Genomic DNA, 26026 nt, shown 5'->3' with positions numbered 1-26026 from the left:
AATTGCTAAACCGGTTTTTCAGGATGAAAGATAGTGAGTTGCTGTGCGGCTGGCAATCAAGTTTGCTAACCCGATTCAGCTATTGTGATCGACTCCGCAAATTGTGCCTGAACTGGCAAGGGCGAATGTGGCCCCGATATTGTTTGCTTAATCTCGGGTCTGTCGGGGCCAGTTTTACTGTGGGCGGCTCAGCGGCGAAGGAAGGCCCTGAGCTCGTCGGCATGCGGCAGCGCGGTCATCGCACCTTTGGCGGTAGTCGCCAATGCGCCGCAGGCCTGAGCCTGAGCGATCACCGCCGGCCATTGTTCCTCCTGCGGCAAAGCGCCGATCTGTGCCAGCGCCGCCAGCAGGCCGGCAACAAAAGCGTCGCCTGCACCGGTGGTGTCGACAGGGGTGATTGTGGGGGCACGGAAATGCCGGATCTGCTTGCCGTCGTGTACGCATACGCCGTTGCCGCCCAGCGTCACCAGCAATAAACGCAGCGGGTAGAGTTGCATCATCCAGTCAATGGCACTCTCCAACTCACCGATATTGCTGATAAAACTCAGCTCTTCCAGCGAGATTTTCACCACGTCTGCCAGCAGCAGGGCCTTTTGCAAACAGGTGCGCAGCGCATCCGGTTGACGCCAGACCTCTTCACGAATGTTCGGGTCAAAGCTGACCCAGCCGCCGGCCGCCTTGATGTTCTCCATGGCGGCAAACGTGGTGCTGCGGCTGGGCTCCTGCGACAAGGCAATAGAGCAGACGTGCAGCCATTCATCGGCGTTGAATTCAGGCAGATCTTCAGGCTGCAGGAACAGGTCGGCACTGGGATTGACCATGAAAGTGAAGGAGCGCTCGCCCGACAAATCAAGGTCCACCACCACGGTGGAGGTGTGGTGAGCGGGGTCCTGGAACATATGGCCAATATCCACCTGTTCTTCGCTCAGTACCTGTTGCAAGAAGGTGCCGAAACTGTCTTGGCCAACCCGGCCGATAAAGGCGCTGTCGCCGCCCAGGCGGGCAATGCCGACCGCCACATTGGCAGGCGCACCACCGGGACACTTAAGGTAACTGTTTGAGTTTTCAGGCACCAGGTCGACGACTGCATCACCCAGAACCCATACGCGATTAACCATGTTCAACCTCTGTTTTCACCCGTGTCAGATGGCGAGCTAAAATAGAAGAACCGGTTTAGCATTGCAACGAAAGAATCTGTCGCACCAGGCGAAAGGCAGCAGACTGCGAGGTGGCTATGACTTTATGGCGGAATAAGTTATATCGATTGTGAATAAGTAACGCATTGACAAATATAATTAAAAAACAGCATGGCAATTAATCGCGAATTTGATTTCTGGTGGGAGCTAATAAAGTGGTTAATCGTATTTGAAATAGGAAATTTCTTAAAGGTCATGACCTGTTTAGCGTTAATGACTCGGTGATGAATAATTGCATTGTTTAGATGCAATTATTCATGAATATGAATGTCGATTAAAATGGAGATATAAATATAGTGATTAAAAACAGTTTGTTAGTTGTTATTTTTGACTTGGCTTAACAGCGCTGGCATTAGCATTGCAGATCCTTCTTATTAAGCATTTTGTTACCCAGCGCCCATTACCGAGCAAAATTAAGTTGATCGTAAGCTATTCGTGCGCATAATGTTTGCGTTTATTTACAATTCTTATCTTTTATTTGTCTTTCGACAGGGAAAAAGTAATGCGCCACTCCGCTTACTCTTCGCTCGGCCTTGCTGTGCGCAAGGGCTGTATTCCATTTGGCTCCGTTGTCTTGCCGCTATTTATATTCAGCCAACCGTTGCTGGCGGCAACATCAAACAGCGAACAGCTGATCATACAGCAGCAGCGGCAAAAGGCGCTGGAGCAACAGCTGACCCCTCCGACGCCGGATGTGCGCTTGTCGCCACCTTCATCCAGTTTTGGACGCATTGCTTTCCCGCAGGAAAAACCCTGCTTCCCTATCTATCAGGTCGAATTGAGCGGCCAGGACAAACTCCCTCATTGGCTGCCGTTACAGCGCATCGCTAATCAGGCGCAGGGGCGCTGCCTGGGCGGGCAGGGCATTAACCTGTTGATGAGTACCCTGCAAAACCGGCTGGTGGATCACGGCTACATCACTACGCGCGTGCTGGCGCCGACGCAGGATCTGAAAAGCGGCAAGCTGCGGCTGGTGGTGGTGCCGGGTTACGTGCGGCAGGTGAAACTGACGCCTGACAGCGGCCATTACATTCAGCCTTACAGCAGCTTCCCGGCCCATGCGGGCAACCTGCTGGACCTGCGCGATATCGAACAGGGGCTGGAGAACCTGCAGCGCCTGCCGACGGTGCAGGCCAATATGGAAATCATCCCCGGCGAACAGCCCGGCGAAAGTGACATCGCCCTGAGCTGGAAGCAGGAACGCATGTGGCGTATTGGCGCCTCGCTGGATGATTCCGGCACCAAGAGTACCGGGCGCTATCAGGGTGGTTTAACGCTGTCGCTGGATAACCCGTTTTCGCTCAGCGATCTGTTCTATATCTCCGGCTCTACCGATCTGCAAAACCAGGGCGGCAAGGGATCGAAGAACATCACCGGGCACTATTCGGTCCCGTTCGGTTACTGGATGGCCGGGGTTACCGCCAACAGCTATGACTACCACCAGACCATTGCCGGTCAGAATCAGGATTACCGCTACAGCGGCAAAAGCAAGAATCTGGATTTCCAACTCAGCCGGGTGCTGCACCGCAACGGCAGCCAGAAAACTACGCTGACGTATGACGTGCTGGCGCGCGAGTCCAGTAACTACATCAACGATACCGAAGTGGAAGTGCAGCGCCGACGCACCTCGGGCTGGCGCCTGGGGCTGCAGCACCACCACTACATTCAACAAGCTACGCTGGACGCGGGTGTCAGCTATCAGCGCGGTACCCGTTGGTTCGGCGCATTGCCTGCGCCGGAAGAGACCTTTGGCGAGGCCACGGCGCTCAGCAAAATTGTGCAGCTTAACGCCCAGCTCGACGTGCCATTCAGTCTGTTCAGCCAGAATTTCCGCTACAACGTGCAATACCAGCGTCAGATCAGCGATACGCCGCTGACGCCGCAGGATCAGTTCGCTATCGGCAACCGTTGGACGGTGCGCGGCTTTGATGGCGAACGCACCCTGAACGCCAATCATGGCTGGTTCGTCCGTAACGATCTGGCCTGGCGCACACCGTTGCAGGGGCAAGAGTTGTACCTCGGCGTCGACTACGGCGAAGTGGGCGGTTACGGTTCCGACTATCTGGCTGGGCAGCACCTGGCCGGTGGCGTGGTGGGGCTGCGCGGCTACGCCTTCAAGGTCGGTTACGATCTGTTCGCCGGCGTGCCGTTCTCCAAACCCGAGGGGTTCAGCACCAGCCCGGTCACCCTGGGCTTTAACCTGAGCTGGAACTACTGAGGGCACGACCATGCGCATAGGCGAATACGATATCAGGGCGCCGTTGATCCTCGGCGGTGAAGACAGTGAGGCGGAAGCCTTTGGTGCGGCGGTATGGCTGTGGATGCATTCACCGATGCACCGCGACGCCCCGTTGCACACCCTGCCGACCCTGCTGCTGCCGATCATCAAGCGACAGCAATATGTGCTGGCGTCGCACCAGAATCAGCCGGTGTTTTTCCTCAGTTGGGCCTGGATGAATCAAGAGGCCGAGGCGCGGTATTTGACGCAACCTGCGGTGAATATGCTGGAAAGTGACTGGAACAGTGGCGATCGTCTGTGGTTCTGCGACTGGATAGCGCCCTTTGGGCACACGCGAGAAATGCGCAATCTGATCGCTCGGGAAATCTTCCCGCACCTGTGCATGCGGGCGCTGTATCACCGCGGAGAGCAGCGCGGAAAGCGCGTGGTGAACTTTAAAGGCGCGCAGGTTAGCCATCAACAGGCGCAGCAATGGTGGGCGAGCCACCCGTTAGCCGTCGAGCCGTCAGAAATCCAATAAGGACATTGCCATGAACAAGAACCTGTATCGTATCGTTTTCAACAAAGCGCGTGGCATGCTGATGGTGGTGGCGGATATCGCCCGCTCCGGCCGTGCCGGGTCAGCCCGTTCGTCTGGTTTGGGGCATACCCTGAGCCAGTGCACAGGCAAGATGAACGCCGTCAGCTTTAGCCTGCTGATGGCGCTGGGGGCTATCCAACCGGTGCAGGCGGCGATTATTGCTGACGGCAATGCGCCGGGCGGCCAGCAGCCGACCATCGTCAACAGCGCTAACGGTACGCCACAGGTCAATATCCAGACGCCAAGCGCCGGTGGGGTTTCTCGCAATACCTACAGCCAGTTTGATGTCGACAAACAGGGTGCGATCCTCAACAACTCCCACAAAATGACTCAAACCCAGCAGGGCGGCTGGGTCGACGGTAACCCGTGGCTAGCGAAAGGCGAAGCCAAGGTGATCCTCAACGAGGTCAACTCCCGCGATCCCAGCCGTTTGAATGGTTATATCGAGGTTGCCGGGCAGCGTGCTCAGGTGGTGATCGCCAACCCGTCAGGCATTACCTGTAACGGTTGCGGTTTTATCAACGCCAACCGCGCCACCCTGACCACCGGGCAGGCGCAGATGAACAACGGTAACCTGACCGGCTTTAACGTCGAACGCGGTGAAGTGGTGGTTGAAGGCGCCGGTATGGACAGTTCGCGCCAGGATTACACCGAAATCATTGCACGTTCGACGAAGATCAATGCCGGACTGTGGGCGAACGATCTCAAAGTCACCACCGGGCGCAACAAGGTGGATGCCGCGCATCAACAGATCGACAAACAAAGCGACGAGCCGGCCACCCGTCCACAACTTGCGGTGGATGTGGCTAAGCTGGGCGGTATGTACGCCGGTAAGATCCGCATGATCGGTACCGAAACCGGCGTTGGGGTACGTAACGCCGGTAACATCGGTGCGCAGGCCGGCAGCGTGATAGTCACTGCCGATGGCCGTATTGAAAACAGCGGCAAAATCAGCAGCGGCGCTGATACGCAACTGGCCTCGAAGGGCGGCGTCAGCAACAGCGGTTCGCTGTTCGCGGCGGGCCATGCCGATGTCAGCAGCGACGGTGAGGTACAAAACAGCGGTTCTATTGCGGCCCGCAATAATGTGCGTATCCAGGCAGCCAGCCTGAACAGCGGCAAAGGCAGTACGCTGGCGGCCGGTGTGCAACAGGATGGTCGGCTTGGCGGCAGCGGCGAGCTGGCGCTAACCACCAGCGGCAAACTGACTGCGCAGGGCCAAAATCTGGCGGCAGGCAACCTGCGTGCCAATGGGCAGGGCGTGGACATCAGCGGCAGCCGTACCGCGGCTACTCAGGTCACATTGGAAGCCGGGGCCGGCGATTTGTCCACGGCCAATGCGCAGGTTGAAGCCGCGCAACAGCTCACCGCCAGCAGCGGCAAGCGGTTCAATAATGACGGTGGCAAGCTGGCGGCGAATAAACTGGCGCTTAACGCACATGACTTATCCAACCGCAAGGGGGAGATCACCCAGCTTGGCGAAGACAACCTCCGGTTGAACCCACAGGGCAAACTGGATAATGCCGGTGGCCGTATTGCCAGCAACGGCAATGACTTGACGTTGGAAGCGGGTCTGATCGACAACCAGGGCGGGCAAATCGTCCATGCCGGTAAAGGTGCGCTGGCGGTGAATACCGGTCGCTTGCAGGGCGATGGTGGCAAGCTGCTGTCCAACGGCCAGCTCAGCATGCAGGGCGGCGACTACGTATTGGACGGCGGCACCACTTCGGCACAGCAGATCGCGTTGGATGCCGGTAGCCTGTCTAACCGCAGCGGCCAACTGGTGCAGAGCGGCAAGGGTGAGATGCGCCTCACTACCCGCGAGGGGATTGATAACCAGGGCGGCCAACTGGCGGCAAACGGCAACGTCGCGCTTAACGCCGCGCGGTTGAACAACCAAAGCGGCAAAGTGATTGCTGCGCAGGACGGCAGCCTGAAGGCACAGGTCAGCGGCGCTATCGATAACCGACAGGGACAACTGGCGGCCAGCGGCCATACTCAGCTGCGGGCGGACAAGCTGGATAACCGCAAGGGGTTGGTTTCCGCCGCGACGGGCAATGCTGAGGTCACGGCGCGACAGGCGCTGGATAACCGCGGCGGCCGTATTGAGGCCAACCAGGCTCTGCAACTGACCGGTGCCGGGCTGGAGAATCAGGCCGGGCAGGTCGTGGGCGGCGCGCTTTCGCTGGCGCTGGGCAAAGGGGCACTGAACAACCAACAGGGCGTTATCGCCGCCAGCGGAGATCTGGGCCTGAGCAGCGGTGTGTTGAACAATGACGGTGGCCTGCTGCAATCCGCCGGCAATATGAATATCGACACCCAGGGCGCGGCGTTGAGCAACCGCCTGAGCGGTGAAACTGGCGGCATCCTCAGCCAGGGGACGTTGACGATCCACAGCGGCGCGCTGGACAACAGCCAGGGCATGCTGGTGGGCGCCGGGACGACCGATCTGTTCACCGCCCAGCTTGATAACAGCCAGGGCACTCTGGTCGGCAAGCAGAAGCTGAATATCGACAGCCTGGCACTGACCAACGACGGTGGACTGTTGCAGGCGGGCGGCGATGCGCGCATCGATACCCACGGTCAGGCGTTGAGCAATCGTGATAGCGGCAAGAATGGCGGTATCAGCAGCCTGGGCAAACTGACGATCGCCAGCGGTGCCGTGGATAACCAGGCCGGTTTTATCGCCAGTTCGGGTGACCTGCAGCTGTATGGCGAGCAACTGGATAATCGCCGCGGCACGCTGGCTTCAGAGAAGCAGCTGTCGGCCACCGCCAGGGTGATCAATAACCAGGGTGGGGCGATCAAGTCCGGTCAGGATATGACGCTGGATGCCAAAGAATTGCTGGATAACAGCAATCTTGGGGTGATTGGCGCAGGCAAAAAACTGCAGCTGGACAGCGCCCATTTGGTGAACAATCAGGGCACGCTGGTCAGCGCCGATGCAGCGAAGATTAACTTCGGCCTGCTGGAGAATCAGGGCGGCCAGTTGGCGGCACAGACGGCGCTGGAGCTGCACGGCAATAGCCTCAATAACAACGACGGTGGCCTGATCCAGAGTGGTGAGGGGTTAGATCTGACCGTTGAGCGGCTGACCAACGCCAACAGCGGCGACAAGGGCGGCATCACCAGCCAGGGTGCGATGAACCTCACTACCGGCGTGTTCGATAACGGCCAGGGCGTGGTGATTGCCGGCAAGGGCTTGCAGCTCGATGCCGAAGCGCTGCTGAACGGTGGCGGCAAACTGGTGGCACAGCAGGCATTGGTGTTGAATACCACCGGCGCAGGTGGCCTGAATAACCAGGGTGGATTGGTGCAGTCGGGCGCGGATATGCATGTCGATACCCACGGCCAGCTGCTGGATAACCAGAACGGTACCCTGCACAGCCTGGGTAAACTGCAGCTCAGCAGTGGCGACGTCAATAATCAGGGCGGAACGCTGGGGGCCAAAGGTGACTTTGCCCTGGCGGCGCTGAAATTGGACAACAGTAACGGCGGGCGGATTGTTGGCGAACAGGCGGTTCAACTCGCCAGCGCCGGTCTGGATAACCGCAACGGACAAATTCAGGCGGTCGGCAACCTGTTGCTGGACGGCGCTCAGGGGGTTATCGACAACGCCCTGGGGCTGATCCGCAGCGGCGCCACCGTGACGCTCAATGCCCTGCAGTTCATCAACGACGACACCAAGGCGGAAAATAAAGGGCTGGAAGGCCAAGCCGTGGCGTTGAACACCGGCTCGTTGAGCAACCGTGGCGGCAGCATTCTGGCTAACCAACAGCTGACTATCACCAACGGCGGTCAGTTGGATAACAGCGCAGGCCAACTGGCCGCCAGCGAAAACCTGCGGTTGCAGGGCGCGGCGCTTAACCTGCTGAACACCGGCGGTATCGTTAAAGCGGGCAAGCTGCTGGACATCAACGCAGCAGCGGTCGGCGGCGACGGGCAATTGCTGTCGCTGGGCGATATGAACCTGGTCAGCGCACAGGGCATCAATAACAGCGGTGAGATGATTGCCAACGGTAATTTCAACTTCACCACGCGGGGCGATGTGACCAACAGCGGCAAACTGCTGGCAGGTGCCAAGCTCGATCTGCGCGCCAATAATCTGTTCAATGCCGCCAGCGGCGAGATAAACGCCGGGCAGGATTGGCTGACGGTCAACGGTACCTTGACCAACTATGGTCTGATTGACGGCAAACATACGTTGATCCAGGCCAATACGCTGACCAACATTGGCACCGGTCGTATTTATGGCGATGCTATTGGCGTGCAAACCGTCACCTTTAACAACCTGGCGGAAAACGGCACCGCTGCCACGCTGGCCGGGCGCGAACGGGTGGATATCGGCACCCAAACGCTGAATAACTACGATCATGGGTTGATCTACAGCGGCGGGGACATGGCGATTGGCGGCCAGCTTGACGCCAACCACCTGGCCACCGGCCAGGCCGGCACCCTCAACAATCACAGTTCGACCCTTGAATCTGCGGGCAACATGGCTATTTCGGCCGGACAGATCAACAACGTCAACGACCGCTTTACTACCGAACTGGTCACCGTTTCCAACGGAAAAATCACCGAGTATCAGCAATCGGGCGACCCGGTACGCTGGACGGCCGGAGAACCGGGCGTTTTCGTTGACCGCAATTCATCAGACTCGCTGTTGAACCTGAATACCCCAGGGAAAACTGGGCATAACAACGACAGATTTACGCAATACGACTACAACCGCACGGTGCAGGAAACCCAGATCAAGGAAAGCGATCCGGCCAAAATCATCGCGGGTGGCGATATGGCGATCAACGCCGGGCATCTGCTGAACGACAAGAGCCAGGTGATCGCGGGCGGCACGCTGGCGATTAATGCCGGCAGCGTGGATAACGTGGCGGTGCCGGGCCAGCGCCTGACCACCGACGTCGGCGAAGTGACCAGTTACTACCGCATCAAGAAAAAGGGTAAAGATAAGCAGGGGCACAATGCCACGGCCTATACGCCACCGACCACCATTCAGACCATTTCGCTGAAGCCGAGCCAGCTGATTGACCACGGGCAGGTGGCAGGTAACCCAATCGCCATTGCCCCGCTGACGCAGCAGGGCACCAATACCACTATCGGCGCTGCCGGTGGGGTCAATGCGGTGGTCAGCGGCAGTGATATTTCCGCCGGCCTGCAGACCATTGGCAGCGGCGCTCTGCCGGTGATCCAGGCCGTAGCGTTGCAGCCGGGCCAGCAGTTCGAGGTCGCCAACAAGGTCAATAACCAGCAGGGTGACGCGGCGGACAGCGTGGTGCGCATTGTCGGGCCAGACACCCGTTTGCCGGACAACAGCCTGTTCAAGACCAATCCGGCGCCGGACGGCCAGTATCTGGTTGAGACCGATCCGCGCTTCACCAACCAGAAATCCTGGTTGGGCTCGGATTACATGATGGGTAAAGTGACCAATAATCCGGATAACGTGTTGAAGCGCCTGGGTGACGGTTACTACGAGCAGCGGCTGATCCGCGAACAGGTGATCAACCTGACCGGCCAGCGCTATCTGGACGGTTTCAACAACGACGAAGAGCAGTTTAAGGCGCTGATGGATCAGGGGCTGGCATTCAGCCAGCAATATAACCTGAAGGTGGGCGTGGCGCTGACGGCTGAGCAGATGGGGTTGTTGACCCAAGATATCGTTTGGCTGGTGAGCGCCAAAGTCACCTTGCCGGACGGCAGCCAGCAAAACGTCCTGGTACCGCAAGTGTATGCCCGCATGCAACCGGGCGATCTGGACGGCTCCGGTGCGCTGATTGCCGGGCGTAACGTCAATCTCAATCTGGGCGAAGGCCTGTTCAACAGCGGCCATATCGCCGGGCGTGAAGTGGTGAAACTGAGCGCCGCCAACATCACCAACGTGGCGGGCCAGATTCAGGGGGCCGACGTTGGCCTGACTGCCCGTACCGACATTAACAATATCGGCGGGGTGATCCAGGGCAACAACTCGCTGCTGGCCAGCGCCGGGCGTGATATCAACGCCATCAGCACTACCCGTACGGCGCAGAGCGTTAACGGTGCCAACAGCTTCGAACGCACCAACATCGACAGCGTGGCAGGCATGTACGTGCAGGGAGCCGACGGCAAGCTGATGCTGCAGGCCGGTCGCGACATCAAGTTGGATGCGGCGCAGGTGGTTAACAGCGGTGAGAATGGCCAAACCCTGCTGAGTGCCGGCCGCGATCTCACCCTGAATACGGTGACTACCGCCAGCCGCGACAACCTGATCTGGAATGGCGACAACAGCCTGAAACAGGGCAACAGCCAGCAGGTCGGCAGCGAAGTGGTGGGCAAAGGGGCCGTGACCCTCAATGCCGGGAACGATATTACTGCCCATGCGGCAACGGTTTCGGCCGGCGATGCGCTGAACCTCAATGCCGGCCATGACATCAATATTCTCAGCGGCGAGAACACTCTCGATCTGGACGAGCGACACAAGGTGACCGGCGGTAACGGCCTGATGTCGAAAACCACGACCACCACCCGCGACACTCTGGATCGCCAGACCGTACAGGGCACTACCCTGAGCGGTGACAGCATTAATGTGTTGGCGGGCAATGATTTACGCGTTCAGGGCAGCAGCGTGGCCGGGACTCAGGACGTGAAACTACTGGCAGGGAACGATCTTAGCATCACCGGCGCGACCGAAAGCAACAGCGAACTGCACCTCAAGCAGGAGAAAAAATCCGGCCTGATGAGCAGCGGGGGTATCGGCATCAGCTACGGCACCGAAAGCCTGAAAACCACGGATACCGCGCAGGGGCTGACCAATCAGGGCAGCACCGTCGGCAGCGTAAACGGCAACGTCACCCTGGGGGCCGGTAATAACCTGGCGGTGACCGGGTCCGAGCTGGTGGCCGGCAAGGACATGGCGCTGAGCGGCAAGAATGTGTCGGTGACGCAGGCGCAGGATCAGAACAGCCAGACTCACAAGGTTGAACAGAAGAAATCCGGTCTGACACTGGCACTGTCCGGCACGGTCGGCAGTGCGCTGAACACTGCGGTAGAAACCTCGCAGCAGGCGAAATCCACCGACGACAGTCGCCTGGCGGCATTGCAGGGTACCAAGGCGGCGCTGAGCGGCGTACAGGCGGTGCAGGCGGCGCGTTTGGCGCAGGCGCAGGGCGCCGATCCGGCCAATAACAACATGGTGGGGATCAGCATTTCCTACGGTACCCAGTCTTCCACCTCTACTCAAAACAGCGGGCAGAGCACCGCGCAGGGCAGCAGCCTGACGGCGGGCAACAACCTGAGCATTACCGCCAGCGGCAACGGCGTGAAGGGCCAGGACGGCGACATCCTGGTGCAGGGCAGCCAGTTGCAGGCGGGCAAGGACGTCACCCTGAATGCCAACCGCGACGTGAACCTGCTTTCCGCCAAAAACACCCAGTATCTGGACGGTAAAAACGAGAGCCAGGGCGGCACGCTGGGCGTGGGTATCGGTGTTGGCTCCGGCGGTATTGGGCTGAGCGTTTCCGCCAGCGTCAACAAGGGCAAGGGTAACGAGAAGGGCAACGGCACCAGCCACACCGAAACCACGGTTAACGCCGGTAATCAGGTCAACATTACCAGCGGGCGCGATACCAACCTGATCGGCGCACAGGTCACCGGCGAATCGGTCAAGGCCGACGTTGGCCGCAATCTGCTGCTGGAAAGCCAGCAGGACAGCGATCGTTACGATTCCAAACAGCAGAATGCCAGCGCTGGCGGCAGCTTCACCTTCGGTTCGATGACCGGTTCGGGCAGCATCAGCCTGAGCAAAGACAAGATGCACAGCAATTACGACAGCGTGCAGGAGCAGACGGGCATTTTCGCCGGCAAGGGCGGCTTTGACCTGACGGTGGGCGAACATACCCAGCTTAACGGCGCGGTGATCGGCAGCACCGCCACCGCCGACAAAAACACGCTCGATACCGGCACGCTGGGCTTTAAGGACATTCACAATCAGGCCGATTTCGACGTGGAGCACCAGAGCGTAGGCATCAGCTCCGGCGGCAGCATTGGCAGCCAGTTCGCCGGCAACATGGCCAACGGCCTGCTGGTGGGCGCCAACAACAGCGGACACGACAGCTCAACCACCTTTGCTGCGGTAAGCGACGGCACCATCATCATCCGCGATCAGGACAAACAAACGCAGGACGTCAACGACCTGAGCCGCGACGTGGAGCACGCCAACCAGACGTTAAGCCCGATCTTCGACAAAGAGAAAGAGCAAAAACGGCTACAGCAGGCGCAGCTGATCGGCGAGATCGGCAATCAGGCGATGGACATAGCGCGGACCGAGGGGGCGATCGCCGCAACCAAAGCCGCCAACGAGAAAATGAATAACGTTACCGATGCCGATCGCCAGGCAGCAGCGGATAAGCTGGCGAAAGAGAAACCTGGCAAGGTCATCACCGATAAGGATATCAACGAACAGATTTACCAGACGGCGTATAACCAGGCGTTCAGCGAGTCGGGCTATGGTACGGGCGGTAAGGTTCAACAGGGTATGCAGGCGGCGGTTGCCGCAGTGCAAGGGTTGGCCGGTGGCGATCTAAAAGCCGCGATTGCCGGTGGGGCTGCGCCGTATCTGGCGGAACAGATACATCGCCTGGCACCGAATGAGGAAAGCCGAATTATCGCACATGCCGTGGTGGCTGGCGCACTGGCTGAACTGCAAGGCCAATCGGCCGCGGCGGGAGCTGCGGGCGCTGCGACAGCTGCATTAGGCACTAAAGCGATTGCCGAGGCGATGTTCGGCACCAGTGACTTCAGCAAAATGAGCGAAGAACAGCGCCAGACTGTTTCCGCGTTGGCTACGCTCGCAGGTGGTTTGGCCGGCGGCTTGGCAAGTGGCGATACGGCGGGTGCGGTCGTTGGTGGACAATCCGGTAAGAATACTTCTGAGAATAATGACCAGTTTAACTTCCCTATACCACCAGCCGTCCAGCAGGATGCATCGCTGGCATTTTGGATGGCACAGCAAGGGGCCGGACCAGAGGCTATTGATCAGGCAGTCAAAGACTCACATCTTGGTCCTTCAGTTGGTGTTACATATAAAGTTAAACCTTACGGTAAAGTTGAGGCTGCGGTTGGTGCCGGCTATGGCCTTTATGTAGACGGGACAGTCGACACAACGCAAATATCGCTTAATCAGGGGGAGACACTTGCTCTGGGCGGGCGAGTAGCTGGCCAAATAGGTATACAGCTGGGGCCATACTTTGCTAATACGCTTGATATGGAAAGAAATAACTCATTAGACTTTGGTTTTGGGATTGCCGGTGTGGGGATTTCGTATGGCAAAGATGGTGTAGGGTTAAGCTTGGGTGTAGGACCAGCTATCGGCTGGACCGGAATATCAAAAGAAACTGGAGTTGGTAATGTTGATATAAATGGTTCCTCCGGGACTGAGTTCTATCACTATGATTTTGAAAAAAAGTGAGATAGATAATGATGTTAATTTACTTTCAAATATTAATTATTGCCATTTTTTTTGTCTCTTTTATTGTTTTTTGTAAAAAAACGGGGCTCTCTTATTGGGCTCCTTCATCAATGTCAGTGTTCTTTGATGGCATTTTCTTTGTTGGTAAAGAAAACTTTACAGCTATGACTGCGAGGATTGTTCTTCTATTGGTCATTCCTGCATCTTTTTTACTGCGTTTTGATATAGAGGCGAGACACACATATCAATTTATTCTGATAGCTGGGGCATGGGCTTTTCTCATGTATTGCTATTATTACAAGGGTGAGATTAAGCCGGGAAGAATAAAGAGCTCAGCAATCTTTAGTGAGATTTTTTTTGCCAAAAGAGCTGGCTTACGGGGTTTGGCCTTGTGGAGCATTAGGGTAATATATGTTGTTGGTATTATCTTTCATTTTTTAAGTTGAGTTTTATGCTTCATTTTAACTTAATATAGTAGAGGGTAATTCCATAGAGTTATTATGGAGCGTTTTTTGGATAAATATATTGCCGGGTGTCAGGAGGAGAGGCTATGAAAAGATTTTACAAGACAGCCCTACCATTGGTGATTGGCGGTTTTATATTGCTTGGCTCCTTGGACTCTAGTGCTGTCACACGTGAAGAAATGCGGACACTCGATGCCGCCTATCCGCCTGGCAGTATTGTTAACTGCGAGGCCGAACTTGCCGGGAATGGTAAAAATCTATTGCCTATGACCACAAAAATTCGTGGGCATATCATAAGTAGAGCGGAAAATCTAAGCCACGCCGATGTCCGCGTGATGTTCATTCCTCATGGCTCATCAACGGCAACAATTACTCTGAGCTATCGGCAGAAAGTGATTATGGAAGAGAATGGTCAGCGGGTTTATATCGATCCGAAAAGCCTGAAAGTCTCAATGCCGGTCAGTCCTTCGAGTGAGGTGATTGTAGCCAAAGGATTTCGGGATCGGCTTCCAGCAACGCAAGAAGTCCAGCCCTATCAGACGACAGAAATCACCGATTTTCCGTCTTATGTGGTCAGGGCTCCGGGTGAATCCCCCCTTTATTGCCATAAAGTAGAGTAGGGAATAGTTTGAAAGCGAATAGACAGTTCCCAGCGACTAAAGACAGCGTGATTGTTCTTTCTAAAAGGCGGTTAGCAAATTGCACGTTCAACTAATTAATAATAAACAGGGTTTGCTATAATCTAATTTTATCAACCAATTTTTGTTGATAATGAAAAATTAATGATTTATGCCGCCAATACGACATGGATAGTTATTTTTTTTACCAATGTTGTTCCACTTACGATTAAGGAAGATTGCATGAAAAAGTTAATCATCTCCACTTTGGTTCTTTCCACTCTGGGCTTCGGCATGGCTGCCCATGCCGGGCAAAGTACCATCACTGCCGGTTATGCACAGAGCAAGGTACAGGACTTCAAGAATATCAATGGCGTGAACGTTAAGTACCGTTACGAGTGGGATTCGCCAATCAGCGTTATCAGCTCATTTACCTATATGAGCGGTGACAAGGATGAGTCTTACAATGTCTATCGCGACAAGGTCAATAATCATGCCGAAGTTAAATATTACTCACTGTCCGTTGGTCCGGCATACCGTTTTAATCAATTTGTCAGCGTTTACGGGCTGCTGGGTTTGAATTATAACAAGGTGGATTACAAGTCATCCTGGAGTAATTACGCATACAACACTTACGAATATATGGGTGAAGAGAGCGGTAACCAGAAGAAAACCTCCTTTATGTACGGCGTTGGTTTCCAGGTTAACCCAATGGAAAATTTGGCGGTAGATATCGGTTATGAAGGCTCCAAACTGGATGCCGGTGGTAAAAATCGCTCTATCAACGGTTTCAATATCGGCATTGGCTATCGTTTCTGATAGTTGCATGCTTCCGGCCTCCCGATATCAAGAGGCCGGTAATCTTTACCCCATCTTCGGATAGACCCCCGGCCCGATCGGCAGGCCGAGTGCGTACCGCGTCAGCAACAGTAAAATCCACACGGCAAAGAACACCAGCGGATACGGCAGGATCAGCACGTAATAGGTGCCGAGCTGGGCGTCTTTGCGGTAACGCTGCAGGAAACCGAGGAACAGCGGCAGGAATGGCGACATCGGTGCCAGCGGCAGCACCGAGGAGTCGGCAATGCGGAAGATCATCTGCGCGAATGCCGGGTGGAAGCCGAGCAGCATAAACATCGGCACAAAAAGCGCTGGCAAAAGGTGATGTTGCTGACGCATCGAAGTTACTCAATAAGGCCAGTGATGAAGTAAGCAGCGCCAAGTACTTCGGCCAAGAAAGGAAGTATTGGTCTGCTGAACCAATACAATTTAATGGTAACAAGGTCTATCAGCGGAATGATTTGTTTGATCCTAATGCTGTAGATGCCAGGGGGCGAAGCAATATTCAAAGGATGGAAAAAGGGTTGGCACCACTTGATGCAAATGGAAACTCTGTGAATTTACATCATATGTTGCAACGTCAAGATGGCCCTATAGCGGAGGTAACTCAAGCTTTCCATAAAGAGAATCATGGGGTTATCCATATCAATGATAACAGTATTCCTTCTGGCATTAATCGGACTGAGTTTGACAAATGGCGTTCTAATTACTGGAAAGAACGTGCTCAGGCTTTTAAAAGGTAGATGATATGAGCTTGAACGATATGAAAAATGCCATTGATATTATTAATGGTAAGATTGACGAGACAGACTTTGATGGGCCTAAAGATGATGCGCTCATTAAATCTGCTGAGAAGGTACTTGGCTTAAGCTTTCCTATAACATATCGATTCTTTTTAGAGAATTTAGGATGTGGGGATATCGCGGGTCAAGAGTTTTATGGGCTAATTAAATCTGATTTTTTTAACTCAAGTGTTCCTGATGCTGTTTGGATAACGATCCAAGAACGAAATAACTCTAATTTACCAGATAATTATATAATTGTCAGTGCTACGGGAGATGGGGATTATGTGGTCTTGGATTGCGCTCAATCAGGCTCAGAAGCTCCTGTTAAGCTATGGTCTCCTGGAGTGAATGATCATCAGCTCGCATTTAAGCCATTAGCAAATGATTTTGGCGAGTTTTTTTATAAACAAATGCAAAGTATAAGTTGATCTAATTCCCCCGGCTTTAGCCGGGGTTAGTATTTTTAAGCCTGAAACCCTTTCGCGGTATGCGAAGCGGGTACTCAGGCGAAATGGACTGCAATAGATGCGGGCCAGGATGGCAGCTTTGCTGCGGGAATTGTCGCGGGCGTGCCTGCTTCACTGTACGAAACGGTAGAAGGCATTGTGAAAATGGGCTTAAGCCCAGTGGACACATGGAGCTCAATCTCTGCCTTATTCGACGGTGATGGTGTATTAAGTAATGTTAGCGGCGCAGTAAAACAATCTTATATCGACAGAATAGATAAGCTGACTACTGAGTATCAAAAGGCGGGAGCCAGCGGCTCATTCAATGCAGGGGGCGAGGGTGGTAAACTACTGACTGATATTGCATCTTTGGCTGCCGGTGGTGCTGGGCTGGCCAAGGGCGGAGTGGTACTGACGGAGAAGTTTGCAGCTAAGGTTGCGGGTAAGGCTGAGTCGACAGCTATGAATGCTGGAAAATTATCAGCTGAAAAAGAAGCATTAGAAAGAATCGGGCAAAATGCGAAAAATATTTCTGATTTAAGTGGAAAACCATCTGGGGCGATATTACAGCAGCAAGCAGTGAAAAAAAATTTGATGGCCTTGCCCCTCAGTTTAATAATCCGGCAGTACATCCGAAGGATTTCCAGTTAAATATTAATGGGAAAATAATGGTTGCAGCTCCACCGTTAAGTTTAGGTGCTCCTGTATTTAAAGGAGCTACTGACGCTGATGTTATGACTTACTTTAAGCAACTTTCGAGGTCAGAGAATATGCAATCAGCTAAGGTGGTTCCTGGTAAAGGTACGGTGTATTCGTTAAAAGTCACAGAAGGACCTTCTGCTGGTAGCACTTTGACATTGAGAGACTTTTCAACGTCAGCACAACAAACTGGTGCTAAATGGACCATAGATTTAATGACTCCATCTATAAATGGTGGAAGAAGGGTGGAGATTAAATTTAAATGATTAAAAATATCAATGAGATATATAAATCTGTTGCCGAAAGTTCTTATGGATTGTCTTTGGGGGCTATATGGCAACATATCAGTGTTGAATGTTCTGAGTTGCCTGATAACTACTCTTTCAGGAAAAAAATATTTTTTGTTGTTTTGGGTAACTTATTGAATAATAAAAAAATTAAACTAGCTACGAATGGCGTGCTTTTGACTGCTCCTGTTGAGCAACAAATAAAAATGTTGGAAGAGGCCTGGCCTGCTTACCCATATGAAGATGATGATTTAGATGAATATGGAATGTGGTTTTTAGTTAAGGCACCTGTTGGGGTCGTTTGGCTAACACCTGATGGTGGAGAGCTATGGACTTGAAATAATCCCGACTACCGAGCCGGGATCCTTTTATCAGCCGTTACCAGCACCATCCGTCACGGCGCTTGAACACCGGCGCATCGCCGATATCGTTCAGCGGGCCCGGAAAATCCTTCAGCCACAGGGCCACCTTCTTGCGGTTGTCGAGAATAACTATCTGAGCAGTAAGCAGGTAGATGCATGATCTGCTGAAATGAAATTCTGTCAGACCAGCGGCGGTAAGCGACGGCACCATCATCATCCGCGATCAGGACAAACAAACACAGGACGTCAACGACCTGAGCCGCGACGTGGAGCACGCCAATCAGACGTTAAGCCCGATCTTCGACAAAGTAAAAGTGGTGAAAAAATAACCGAAAAATTATATCTAAAGGTATATCCCCCATTACTGCTGAAGCATCTGGGGTTGTGGGTGGCGGTGTGGCTGGGACAGTTGTAGGGGCAGGAATTGAAGCTGGGATGAAAGCTGAGGATGAAAAATGAAAAATAAACGTGTAGGTTTCTCAATGTTTTTATATTTATTTTTTTTTCGTGTGCATTATTGATAATAGGCATAGCTATTTTAGCTAGTTTTATCGCGCCAATAATTTTCTTCGTTCGTAATGGAGTTTTTGAGTATCGGTTAGATACGTTTATTTTTGCTTGCAAAGCTGGAGCAGGTGCTGGCGTTTCATTAGGCATTGGGGTTTGGGTGTTTGCTAAGATAGAAGAGATAAAAAAGAAAAAATGAAACGACTTTGCAAGACTGTTTTGCTACCGATGAACATCGGTATTGCAGTGCTTAGCCCCCTGAGTGCTGGTGCTGTCACACGCGAAGAAATGCGGACACTCGATGTAGGATATCCGGACGGTGGAGGAGTTCGTCCCGATGCATTTAGGGTGACGGCCATCATAGATGGTGTGCCTAAAACATACACATTTATACAGTGAGATAGACGATGACTATAGAAGAAGCCTACAGCTTTATAGCTAACGAGGTGCTGGCATTTGTCGGTACTGAGCCTTGGGATGTCGCTGGGGTTGATATTGAACTGTTCGACCAAATGAGCAGTAGTCAAGGTTGGCGTGTATACCGGGGCCAGCGTTATCCTGCGTTGAACATACCAAGCTTACCTATTTCTGTTTCCGCTACAAAAGCAGCTATTTGTTTAAGAGATAATCTTGTTAAACAACATAATAAAAATATAACAAATATATATTTCAGTATTTCATCTGAAGGTGATTTCAAGATAAACTATAAGTATGATGAATGATGTTAATTCTATTTCTCCCCCCGATAACTTTTGGGGGTAATAGTTGCTGGCTTGAGCAGTTGCAACCCCTGTTCCAACGTTTTAGGTAGATGAAGATAAAAAGTGCGATTATAAAATCGGCTTGCTGGGTGGCCGATTTTACTATTGACGTGAAGCGGATCGCAAGTTACTGGTACAACTAATTAATTATGAAACTGGATTTTTTTGGGGTGGCGGCATATTTGGTGTTGAAGTGATTTAAGTTAACCATTTGAAAATAAGGTGATTTTAACTATGTTAATGTTGTCGGTGACGACTTAAACTAGTGTCATAAAAGGGTCTGAAAGGTCGTGGGCAGTGATCTCGGTTGTGATCATATTATTTTTTTATGTGGCATTACATAAGTTTAAAATGAAAAAATTACTTATTAGCATTATTTATTGTTTTGTGTGTTTTCTTGTGTTCATTTTATTAGCAAAGGGTGTTATTCATTTTTTCAAATTTGGTCAACTGCACTTTACCCAACAATATCTTCAAGATTCTTTGGTGGTTAGTGGTATTGTTGGCGTTGCAACTGGTGTTGGTTCATGGGTTTTTGCAAAGATAGATGAGTATAATGCTAATAAGAAATCATCCTCTAATGAACCACCGAAGGATTGATAAATGAATAGACGCAATGAGAAATGCTGAACATTTCCATTTGTTTTTTCTTGCAAAACTGGGGCAGGCGCTGGCGTTCCATTAGTCATTGGGATTTGAGTGTTTGCTAAGATAGAAGAGATAAAAAATAAAACGACTTTGCAAAATCGTTCTGACCATAGGTATTACCGTGCTTAACCCAATGAATAAGAAAATAGGGTGAAAAATGGACATCATTCGATTAGAGATGTCTCTCGGCACACTGATGAAAATGGCATTGAGAAATTATGGTGCTTGCTTTTAAATACGTTAAATCGTTTTTTTATAGTTGTTTTTTTGAATTTTATCATTGCTATTAATTAAATTGGTAATTTAATTAGTGTTTTTTAACTAAAGGAGAGTTTTGTTTTTCTATTAAACAAGTTTATAGGGCTGTTTTTTTGTTTTTCTGGAGGGCGCCAGTTCTCTTTAGTGGCTATTATTTTTAGAATGTTAGATTTTTTAGGCTGTGTAAAATAAAAAATTTTAATAAATCATTTATTTTTATAGAGTATTAATGTCGGCATTGGCTATTATCTCTGATAGTTGAATGTGCCAGGCCCCCCCGAAGGGAGGCCGACCACGCTTACCCCATCTTCGGATAGACCCCCGGCCCGATCGGCAGGCCGAGTGCGTACCACGCCAGCAACAGTAAAATCCACACGGCAAAGAACACCAGCGGATACGGCAGGATCAGCACGTAATAGGTGCCGAGCTGGGCGTCTTTGCGGTAACGCTGCAGGAAACCGAGGAACAGCGGCAGGAACGGCGACATCGGTGCCAGCGGCAGCACCGAGGAGTCGGCAATGCGGAAGATCATCTGCGCGAATGCCGGGTGGAAGCCGAGCAGCATAAACATCGGCACAAAAATCGGTGCCAGAATCGACCAGATGGCCGAACCACTGGCGATAAACATGCACAGGAAGGCAGAGAGGAACATCAGGCCGAGGAACGCCGGTGCGCCGCTCATGCCGGCGGCTTCCAGCATGTCGGTCAGGCCGATGGCCATAAACTTGCCCATGTTGCTCCAGTTAAAGAACGCCACGAACTGCGACAGCGGAAACACCATCACGGTAAAGCCGGCCATGCTCTTCATCGGCTCTATCAGGTGGTGGGGAATATCGTCTGGCCGTCGGATCTGTTTGGTGACCACGCCATAGGTAATGCCGACGGTGAAAAAGAACAGGATGATGATCGGTACTATGCCTTTAATGAACGGCGAGGGGATCACCGAGCCGGTTTTGGGATCGCGCAGCGGAGCAGCTTCCGGTACCACCAGCGCGGCGATAATCGCGATAAACACCAGTGCGGCGATGCCGCTCATCATCAGCCCACGGTTTTGCAGCGGGGTTAGCGCTTCAATTTTATCTTCCGCGCTGCCGCGCCATTCCGGCAATCTGGGCTCAATAAACTTATCGGTCAGCAGTGCGCCGGCGATGGTCAGCACGATCACCGAGGTGGCCATAAAGTACCAGTTGTCGATCACGCTGACGTGAACGGCGGCGTCTACCGCTTTGGTGGCCTCGGTACTGATACCGGACAGCAGCACGTCGGTGGTGACGATCAGCAGGTTGGCGGTAAAGCCGGAAGCGACCCCGGCGATAGCGGCCAATAGCCCGGCAATGGGATGGCGGCCCACGGCAAGGAACATCAGTGCGCCGAGCGGCGGCATCACCACCAGCGCGGCGTCCGATGAAATGTGGCTGAAGAAGGCGATAAACAGCACCATGTAACTGGCATAGCGTGCGCTAACGCGTGAGGCCATTTTATACATCAGCGCCTGCAACAGCCCGACTTTCTCTGCCAGCCCAGCGCCGATGACCAGTGCCAGAATGGCTCCCAGCGGCGCAAAGCTGCTGAAGTTATGAATGATGTTCGGGAAAATCCACTGCATGCCCGCTACGCTCATCAGGTTATTCACCTTGATCAGCTCGCCGGTGGCCGGGTTCTTCACCGCTACGTCCAGCCAGGAGAACAGCGCTGTGGCCAGCATTAAAATAACGATTAAATAGACGAACAGTAAAAAAGGATTGGGGATTTTATTCCCGATGCGTTCTACCCAGTAAAAAATGCGACCGGGGCTTTTATTGACTGACGTTGTGGCCTCACTCATTGTCTTACCCTCTGTGTTTGTCCTGTTGTGTTTATTTTTTATTATTTGATTTATTTATAATTATTTTCACAGGCCCGTGGGTGGGCCTGTGTCGTTCTGTCATTATTTTAACGGCGAAGGTTTAACCCCCGACGGGATTGGGCAACTGTACGGCTGTTCTGTTCGTTGGCGTTCGAACTCGCGGCGGCACTCCGCCAGCAGAGCGCTGTCGCTCAACAGGTCGATGGCGGTGGCCGCCATCACCTTGCCCGCCAGGCACATGCCCTTGTGCGCAATAGAGGTGCGGCCCTGCGCCACCAGTTGCCAGGTGTGCAGCGGGGTACCGAGCGCAAAGCACGGGCTGAAGCACTGAGCGGTCGGCGTCACCCAACTGACGTCGCCGACGTCGGTGGAGCCGTACAGCAGATCTTCTGAGGCCACATAAGGCGCGACTTCATCCATCAGTACCTTGTCGCCCAGGTTTTGCACCCATTCACGCCCAGCCGCCCCGCCAGTCCGGGCGATATTCAACTTGGCATTACGCAGGTCGTCCTTGTTCAGCGTTTGGCGGATCTCGGTGGCGAAGCTGCGCTCCTCCTCGCTGTACTCCGGCAGACCGAAGCCACAGACGTGGCGATACATCACCTGTTCCATGCTGCGGTTTGGCACATAGTTGGAACAGGCCTTGTCGAAACGTACCGTCATTTGGGTATCGGTCATTAGCGCCGCACCCTTGGCAATGTTGATCACTCGCTGGTAAATATCCTGCGCTTGATCGAGCTGCGGCGCGCGGATCAGATACAGCACTTCGGCGTCGGCTTGCACCACATTGGGCGAGCTGCCGCCGGTATTGGTAACCGCATAGTGCAATCGCGCTTCCTGCACGATGTGCTCACGCAGGAAGTTGGCACCGGTGTTCATCAATGTCACGGCATCCAGCGCGCTGCGGCCAAGGTGGGGTGAGTTGGCGGCGTGCGCGGCGACCCCCTTGAACTGAAACGCCGCCTGAATATTGGCCAGGGTGCTGGTATTGAACATGCCGCTGAAGCCTTCGGGGTGCCAGGTGAGGGCGGCGTCGGCGTCATCGAACAGCCCTTCGCGTACCATAAAGGTTTTGCCGGAACCGCCCTCTTCGCCAGGGCAGCCGTAGAAACGCACGGTGCCGGTCAGGTGCTGTTGCTGCATCCAGGCTTTGACCGCGAAGGCTCCCGCCAATGCGGCGGTGCCCAACAGGTTGTGACCACAGCCGTGACCGTTCCCGTTTTCGACCAGCGGTTGCGGCGTGGCGCAGCCTGACCGTTGGCTTAATCCGGCAAGGGCGTCGTACTCGCCCAGCAGGGCGATCACCGGCTGGCCGCTGCCATAGCTGGCGATAAATGCGGTTTCAATGCCGCCGACGCCGCGTTCAAGCGTAAAACCTTCTTGCTCCAGCGCATCGGCCAGCAAATTGGCAGAATAGGTTTCGGTAAAGCGTGTTTCCGGGTGATCCCAGATACTGTCGCTCAGTGCGCTAAAACGCGGCTGGTGTTGGTCAATGTAGTGATGGATAAATTTCAGCAGCTGTGGATGGCTCATGCTTGGCTCCCAAAAGTAGGCAGGTTAAGCGCCAGCGACGCCAGCGTTTTCACTGCCACCGCCATGACCTGTTCGTTAAAATCAAACTTCTCATTGTGGTGCCCGGCGCTCAACTCGGTGCCGAAGATTACGTACGAGGCCTGCCCGCCGTGCGATTTCACCCGTTCCATCATGTAGGTTGCGTCTTCTGAACCGGCGGCCTGCTCGCGGCGGTCGACCACCGAACTCAGTTCGGCAATGCCCTGCGCCTGTCGGTGAATGTAGTCCACCCACGGCTGGGTCGGTTTGCTGCTCTGCGCCGCGCCCATCAGTGCGATATCGCACTCAACGCCGTGCATTTTTGCCGCGCCCTCAATCACGTTCAGCGCCTGCTGGTAGACAAATTCGTTGATGGCATTGGTGGCGCCGCGGGTTTCTACTTTCATAAATGCGTGGTCGGCGATCACATTACGACCGGTCCCTGCCTGCAGCACACCGACGTTGATGCGCGAGCTGCCTTCGCTGTGGCGTGGAATGGCGTACAGCCCCAGCGTGGCCTGTGCCGCCGCCAGCAGCGCATTGCGGCCATCTTCCGGTTTGGCCCCCGCATGGGCGGCCACGCCACGGTAGGTGACGTCGAGTTTGCTGGTCGCCATAAAGCTGTCGCTGCCGCACACCAGTTCGCCGGCCGGCACGCCGGTGCCGATATGCACCGCAGTGAAGAAATCAACGTCGTCCACTACGCCGGCTTCCACCATGGATTTTGCGCCGCGGGTGCCTTCCTCCGCCGGTTGGAAAATCAGTTTGATGGTGCCGTTGAGCTGAGGCTCCAGGCTTTTGAAAACGTGTGCCAGTCCCAGGCCGATGGTGGTGTGGCCATCGTGACCGCATGCATGCATCATGCCGCTGTTGCAGGAGGCAAAACCTTCGCGAAACGGCAGGTGATCCGGCTGCAGCTTTTCGTTGAGATCGAGCGCGTCCATGTCAACGCGATAGGCGATCACCGGCCCGGGACGGCCGGTATCCAACGTGGCGACAATACCGGCGAAGCCGCCGGAAAAATGTGGCAGCCATTTTTCCAGCGCACCCTGTTCGCGGGCGCGCTGCTCCTGAGCCTGCAGAGCCTCGGCCGACGGTAACCCCATGCGGGCGTCGGCGTTAATCACTTCACGACCCAGTTGCAGGCGGTAGCCCAGCCGATCCAGCTCTTCCGCCACCAGGGTAGCGGTGCGGAATTCAAACCAGCCGGACTCGGCGTAGCGGTGAAAGTCACGCCGCCAGGCCTGCAGCTGCGGGTACAGATCGGTCACCAACATCGAAAGCGGATTATTCATTTTGATATCTCATAAGTTATCGCGCCCAGGTAAATGCCGGGCAGCAGTGGTGCGCTGAACCAAATCAGACGGTGAAGCTATTTAATGAAAAAAAAGACGTATTTAGTGACTAACTGCCGTGAATAGCGCTTATCGGCGCAGAAAATGCGCTTAATTAAGCGAAATAAGAATTTGGTTATATATTCTGTTTTTTTCGAATGTACACAATGGAATCAGGCTAAATAAGATGCCAATATCTTGCTATTGATAAACAACGGTTATCGCCATTTGCCTATGCCAGCCTCAATAAAATTGCACCAATTACGTGCGTTTGTAGAAGTCAGTCGCCAGGGCAGCATCCGCGCCGCCAGCCGCACTTCACGCCTTTCCCAGCCTGCGTTAACCAAGTCGATTCAGGAGCTGGAGCAGGTGCTGGGGGCCAAGCTGTTTATTCGCCGCAGCCAGGGTGTGGTGCTGACCGACTGCGGCGATAACTTTTTCCAGCATGCCAGCCTGATCCTCGAAGAGCTTCGGGTGGCGCAGGAGGATATTCAGCAACGGCTGGGGTTGGCGGGTGGTTCGGTGAATATCGGCGTAGGCGGCAGCATTGCGCGCACCGTCATGCCGCAGGTTATCACTCAGTTTCATCGTGAATACCCGAAGGTCAAAGTACGGATTGTCGAAGGACAGCTGGTGTCGATGATCCCGGAGCTGCGCCAGGGCGAGCTGGATTTTACCGTCAATACTTATTACCCCAGCAGCCTGGACAATGAATTACAGTACGAACGGCTGATGGAAAAAGAGTACAAGGTGGTGGTGCGCAAGGGGCATCCGATGGAAGGAGCGACGTCCCTGAAACAGCTGCAGCACTGCGACTGGACCATGCCGACGCCCAAAGGCAGCTACTATCGCCTGCTGCACGATCTGTTCGGGGATTTGGGAATGGCGCCGTCAATCAGCGTGACCTGTGAGACATTTATGGCCTGCACCAGCCTGGTGGCGCAAAGTGATTTCGTCAGTATTTTATCGGTAGATGTGATCTCTGACCCAATACTGGGTAAGCATCTGGTGCCGCTGGCGCTGGAAGAAAGCTTGCCAAAGGCGACGTTTTATCTGATTCAGCGTAAGGACACCACGCTGACGCCGATGGGCGCACACCTGGCGCGCCTGTTTCGTCTGCACTGTCGCTGAGATCAGCGCCCCCGAAGAGGG

The 26026-nt window shown here is 53.8% G+C and carries 19 protein-coding genes and 2 pseudogenes; 15 read left to right on the top strand and 6 right to left on the bottom strand.

Translation table 11 applies throughout. From position 1 onward, the window contains the following. Nucleotides 1-188: 188 nt before the first annotated feature. The gene (cscK, locus tag AC1RKC_RS10605; RefSeq protein WP_262016782.1) at nucleotides 189-1118 is read right to left on the bottom strand and encodes a fructokinase; all 930 of its coding nucleotides are present in this window, start codon (nucleotides 1116-1118) and stop codon (nucleotides 189-191) included. Between the two features lie 580 nt (nucleotides 1119-1698). Between cscK and AC1RKC_RS10600 the strand changes: the two genes are divergently transcribed. The 6 genes from AC1RKC_RS10600 (at nucleotide 1699) to AC1RKC_RS10575 (ending at nucleotide 15369) form a co-directional block, all read left to right on the top strand. After that, nucleotides 1699-3414 (top strand): ShlB/FhaC/HecB family hemolysin secretion/activation protein, encoded by a 1716-nt coding sequence (locus AC1RKC_RS10600; protein ID WP_493092458.1) that lies wholly within the window; start codon nucleotides 1699-1701, stop codon nucleotides 3412-3414. 10 nt (nucleotides 3415-3424) lie between these two features. After that, complete coding sequence (locus tag AC1RKC_RS10595) at nucleotides 3425-3955, top strand: toxin-activating lysine-acyltransferase (RefSeq protein ID WP_020828639.1); 531 nt, start codon at nucleotides 3425-3427, stop codon at nucleotides 3953-3955. Nucleotides 3956-3965: 10 nt separating this feature from the next. Then, nucleotides 3966-13469: a hemagglutinin repeat-containing protein gene (locus tag AC1RKC_RS10590; protein ID WP_493092457.1), complete on the top strand. Its 9504-nt coding sequence runs from the start codon at nucleotides 3966-3968 to the stop codon at nucleotides 13467-13469. 8 nt (nucleotides 13470-13477) lie between these two features. Continuing rightward, nucleotides 13478-13915 carry a hypothetical protein gene (locus tag AC1RKC_RS10585; RefSeq protein WP_020828637.1) on the top strand — a complete coding sequence of 146 codons (438 nt, stop codon included), beginning with the start codon at nucleotides 13478-13480 and terminating at the stop codon, nucleotides 13913-13915. 104 nt (nucleotides 13916-14019) lie between these two features. After that, nucleotides 14020-14553: a hypothetical protein gene (locus AC1RKC_RS10580; RefSeq protein ID WP_020828636.1), complete on the top strand. Its 534-nt coding sequence runs from the start codon at nucleotides 14020-14022 to the stop codon at nucleotides 14551-14553. A gap of 240 nt (nucleotides 14554-14793) precedes the next feature. Beyond that, the gene (locus AC1RKC_RS10575; protein ID WP_020828635.1) at nucleotides 14794-15369 is read left to right on the top strand and encodes an Ail/Lom family outer membrane beta-barrel protein; all 576 of its coding nucleotides are present in this window, start codon (nucleotides 14794-14796) and stop codon (nucleotides 15367-15369) included. 45 nt (nucleotides 15370-15414) lie between these two features. Here AC1RKC_RS10575 and AC1RKC_RS10570 read toward each other — a convergent pair. Next, nucleotides 15415-15711: pseudogene (locus AC1RKC_RS10570) on the bottom strand (AbgT family transporter); the annotation flags it as partial. Nucleotides 15712-15851: 140 nt separating this feature from the next. Here AC1RKC_RS10570 and AC1RKC_RS10565 point away from each other — a divergent pair. The 5 genes from AC1RKC_RS10565 (at nucleotide 15852) to AC1RKC_RS10545 (ending at nucleotide 17945) form a co-directional block, all read left to right on the top strand. After that, nucleotides 15852-16133, top strand: coding sequence for an HNH/ENDO VII family nuclease (locus tag AC1RKC_RS10565; RefSeq protein WP_235437192.1), 282 nt, complete (start codon nucleotides 15852-15854; stop codon nucleotides 16131-16133). Between the two features lie 5 nt (nucleotides 16134-16138). Continuing rightward, complete coding sequence (locus AC1RKC_RS10560) at nucleotides 16139-16603, top strand: SMI1/KNR4 family protein (protein ID WP_493092456.1); 465 nt, start codon at nucleotides 16139-16141, stop codon at nucleotides 16601-16603. A gap of 141 nt (nucleotides 16604-16744) precedes the next feature. Further along, nucleotides 16745-17272, top strand: coding sequence for a hypothetical protein (locus tag AC1RKC_RS10555; protein WP_144079322.1), 528 nt, complete (start codon nucleotides 16745-16747; stop codon nucleotides 17270-17272). Between the two features lie 17 nt (nucleotides 17273-17289). After that, the gene (locus AC1RKC_RS10550) at nucleotides 17290-17586 is read left to right on the top strand and encodes a hypothetical protein (RefSeq protein WP_128865732.1); all 297 of its coding nucleotides are present in this window, start codon (nucleotides 17290-17292) and stop codon (nucleotides 17584-17586) included. Beyond that, complete coding sequence (locus AC1RKC_RS10545; RefSeq protein ID WP_020828632.1) at nucleotides 17583-17945, top strand: DUF596 domain-containing protein; 363 nt, start codon at nucleotides 17583-17585, stop codon at nucleotides 17943-17945. Before AC1RKC_RS10550 ends, AC1RKC_RS10545 begins: the two co-directional genes overlap by 4 nt. A 40-nt stretch (nucleotides 17946-17985) precedes the next feature. Here AC1RKC_RS10545 and AC1RKC_RS10540 read toward each other — a convergent pair whose 3' ends face one another. Continuing rightward, nucleotides 17986-18186 carry a hypothetical protein gene (locus AC1RKC_RS10540; RefSeq protein ID WP_020828631.1) on the bottom strand — a complete coding sequence of 67 codons (201 nt, stop codon included), beginning with the start codon at nucleotides 18184-18186 and terminating at the stop codon, nucleotides 17986-17988. On the opposite strand from AC1RKC_RS10540, the pseudogene AC1RKC_RS10535 reads away from it, so the two are divergent. The 3 genes and pseudogenes from AC1RKC_RS10535 to AC1RKC_RS10525 form a co-directional block, all read left to right on the top strand. Beyond that, nucleotides 18143-18295, top strand: a pseudogene (locus AC1RKC_RS10535) (VENN motif pre-toxin domain-containing protein); the annotation flags it as partial. The gene AC1RKC_RS10540 and the pseudogene AC1RKC_RS10535 overlap by 44 nt on opposite strands. 588 nt (nucleotides 18296-18883) lie before the next feature. Next, on the top strand, nucleotides 18884-19198 hold the full coding sequence (locus tag AC1RKC_RS10530; RefSeq protein WP_116691740.1) for a hypothetical protein: 315 nt from the start codon (nucleotides 18884-18886) through the stop codon (nucleotides 19196-19198). 390 nt (nucleotides 19199-19588) lie between these two features. Next, nucleotides 19589-19837 (top strand): hypothetical protein, encoded by a 249-nt coding sequence (locus AC1RKC_RS10525; RefSeq protein WP_071844597.1) that lies wholly within the window; start codon nucleotides 19589-19591, stop codon nucleotides 19835-19837. A gap of 604 nt (nucleotides 19838-20441) precedes the next feature. Here the strand turns inward: AC1RKC_RS10525 and abgT are convergent. From abgT to AC1RKC_RS10510, 3 genes are all read right to left on the bottom strand, one after another. Then, complete coding sequence (abgT, locus tag AC1RKC_RS10520) at nucleotides 20442-21968, bottom strand: p-aminobenzoyl-glutamate transporter (protein WP_392457778.1); 1527 nt, start codon at nucleotides 21966-21968, stop codon at nucleotides 20442-20444. Nucleotides 21969-22070: 102 nt separating this feature from the next. After that, nucleotides 22071-23522 carry a M20 family metallopeptidase gene (locus AC1RKC_RS10515; RefSeq protein WP_020828629.1) on the bottom strand — a complete coding sequence of 484 codons (1452 nt, stop codon included), beginning with the start codon at nucleotides 23520-23522 and terminating at the stop codon, nucleotides 22071-22073. Then, the gene (locus AC1RKC_RS10510; protein WP_020828628.1) at nucleotides 23519-24835 is read right to left on the bottom strand and encodes a M20 family metallo-hydrolase; all 1317 of its coding nucleotides are present in this window, start codon (nucleotides 24833-24835) and stop codon (nucleotides 23519-23521) included. The genes AC1RKC_RS10515 and AC1RKC_RS10510 overlap by 4 nt, the downstream gene beginning before the upstream one ends. Nucleotides 24836-25108: 273 nt before the next feature. On the opposite strand from AC1RKC_RS10510, the gene AC1RKC_RS10505 reads away from it, so the two are divergent. Further along, nucleotides 25109-26005, top strand: a complete 897-nt coding sequence (locus AC1RKC_RS10505; RefSeq protein WP_041414962.1) for a LysR family transcriptional regulator — start codon at nucleotides 25109-25111, stop codon at nucleotides 26003-26005. Nucleotides 26006-26026 lie beyond the last annotated feature (21 nt).

It is taken from the genome of Serratia sp. GW822-FHT06E05 (assembly GCF_058799445.1).
This window is presented reverse-complemented; position numbering and strand designations above follow the sequence as displayed.

Coding starts and splice junctions, on each gene's coding strand:
- cscK (WP_262016782.1), bottom strand. CDS start 1,118: ATGGTTAATCGCGTATGGGTTCTGGGTGATGCAGTCGTCGACCTGGTG.
- AC1RKC_RS10600 (WP_493092458.1), top strand. CDS start 1,699: ATGCGCCACTCCGCTTACTCTTCGCTCGGCCTTGCTGTGCGCAAGGGC.
- AC1RKC_RS10595 (WP_020828639.1), top strand. CDS start 3,425: ATGCGCATAGGCGAATACGATATCAGGGCGCCGTTGATCCTCGGCGGT.
- AC1RKC_RS10590 (WP_493092457.1), top strand. CDS start 3,966: ATGAACAAGAACCTGTATCGTATCGTTTTCAACAAAGCGCGTGGCATG.
- AC1RKC_RS10585 (WP_020828637.1), top strand. CDS start 13,478: ATGATGTTAATTTACTTTCAAATATTAATTATTGCCATTTTTTTTGTC.
- AC1RKC_RS10580 (WP_020828636.1), top strand. CDS start 14,020: ATGAAAAGATTTTACAAGACAGCCCTACCATTGGTGATTGGCGGTTTT.
- AC1RKC_RS10575 (WP_020828635.1), top strand. CDS start 14,794: ATGAAAAAGTTAATCATCTCCACTTTGGTTCTTTCCACTCTGGGCTTC.
- AC1RKC_RS10560 (WP_493092456.1), top strand. CDS start 16,139: ATGAGCTTGAACGATATGAAAAATGCCATTGATATTATTAATGGTAAG.
- AC1RKC_RS10550 (WP_128865732.1), top strand. CDS start 17,290: ATGGTTGCAGCTCCACCGTTAAGTTTAGGTGCTCCTGTATTTAAAGGA.
- AC1RKC_RS10545 (WP_020828632.1), top strand. CDS start 17,583: ATGATTAAAAATATCAATGAGATATATAAATCTGTTGCCGAAAGTTCT.
- AC1RKC_RS10540 (WP_020828631.1), bottom strand. CDS start 18,186: ATGATGATGGTGCCGTCGCTTACCGCCGCTGGTCTGACAGAATTTCAT.
- AC1RKC_RS10530 (WP_116691740.1), top strand. CDS start 18,884: ATGACTATAGAAGAAGCCTACAGCTTTATAGCTAACGAGGTGCTGGCA.
- AC1RKC_RS10525 (WP_071844597.1), top strand. CDS start 19,589: ATGAAAAAATTACTTATTAGCATTATTTATTGTTTTGTGTGTTTTCTT.
- abgT (WP_392457778.1), bottom strand. CDS start 21,968: ATGAGTGAGGCCACAACGTCAGTCAATAAAAGCCCCGGTCGCATTTTT.
- AC1RKC_RS10515 (WP_020828629.1), bottom strand. CDS start 23,522: ATGAGCCATCCACAGCTGCTGAAATTTATCCATCACTACATTGACCAA.
- AC1RKC_RS10510 (WP_020828628.1), bottom strand. CDS start 24,835: ATGAATAATCCGCTTTCGATGTTGGTGACCGATCTGTACCCGCAGCTG.
- AC1RKC_RS10505 (WP_041414962.1), top strand. CDS start 25,109: ATGCCAGCCTCAATAAAATTGCACCAATTACGTGCGTTTGTAGAAGTC.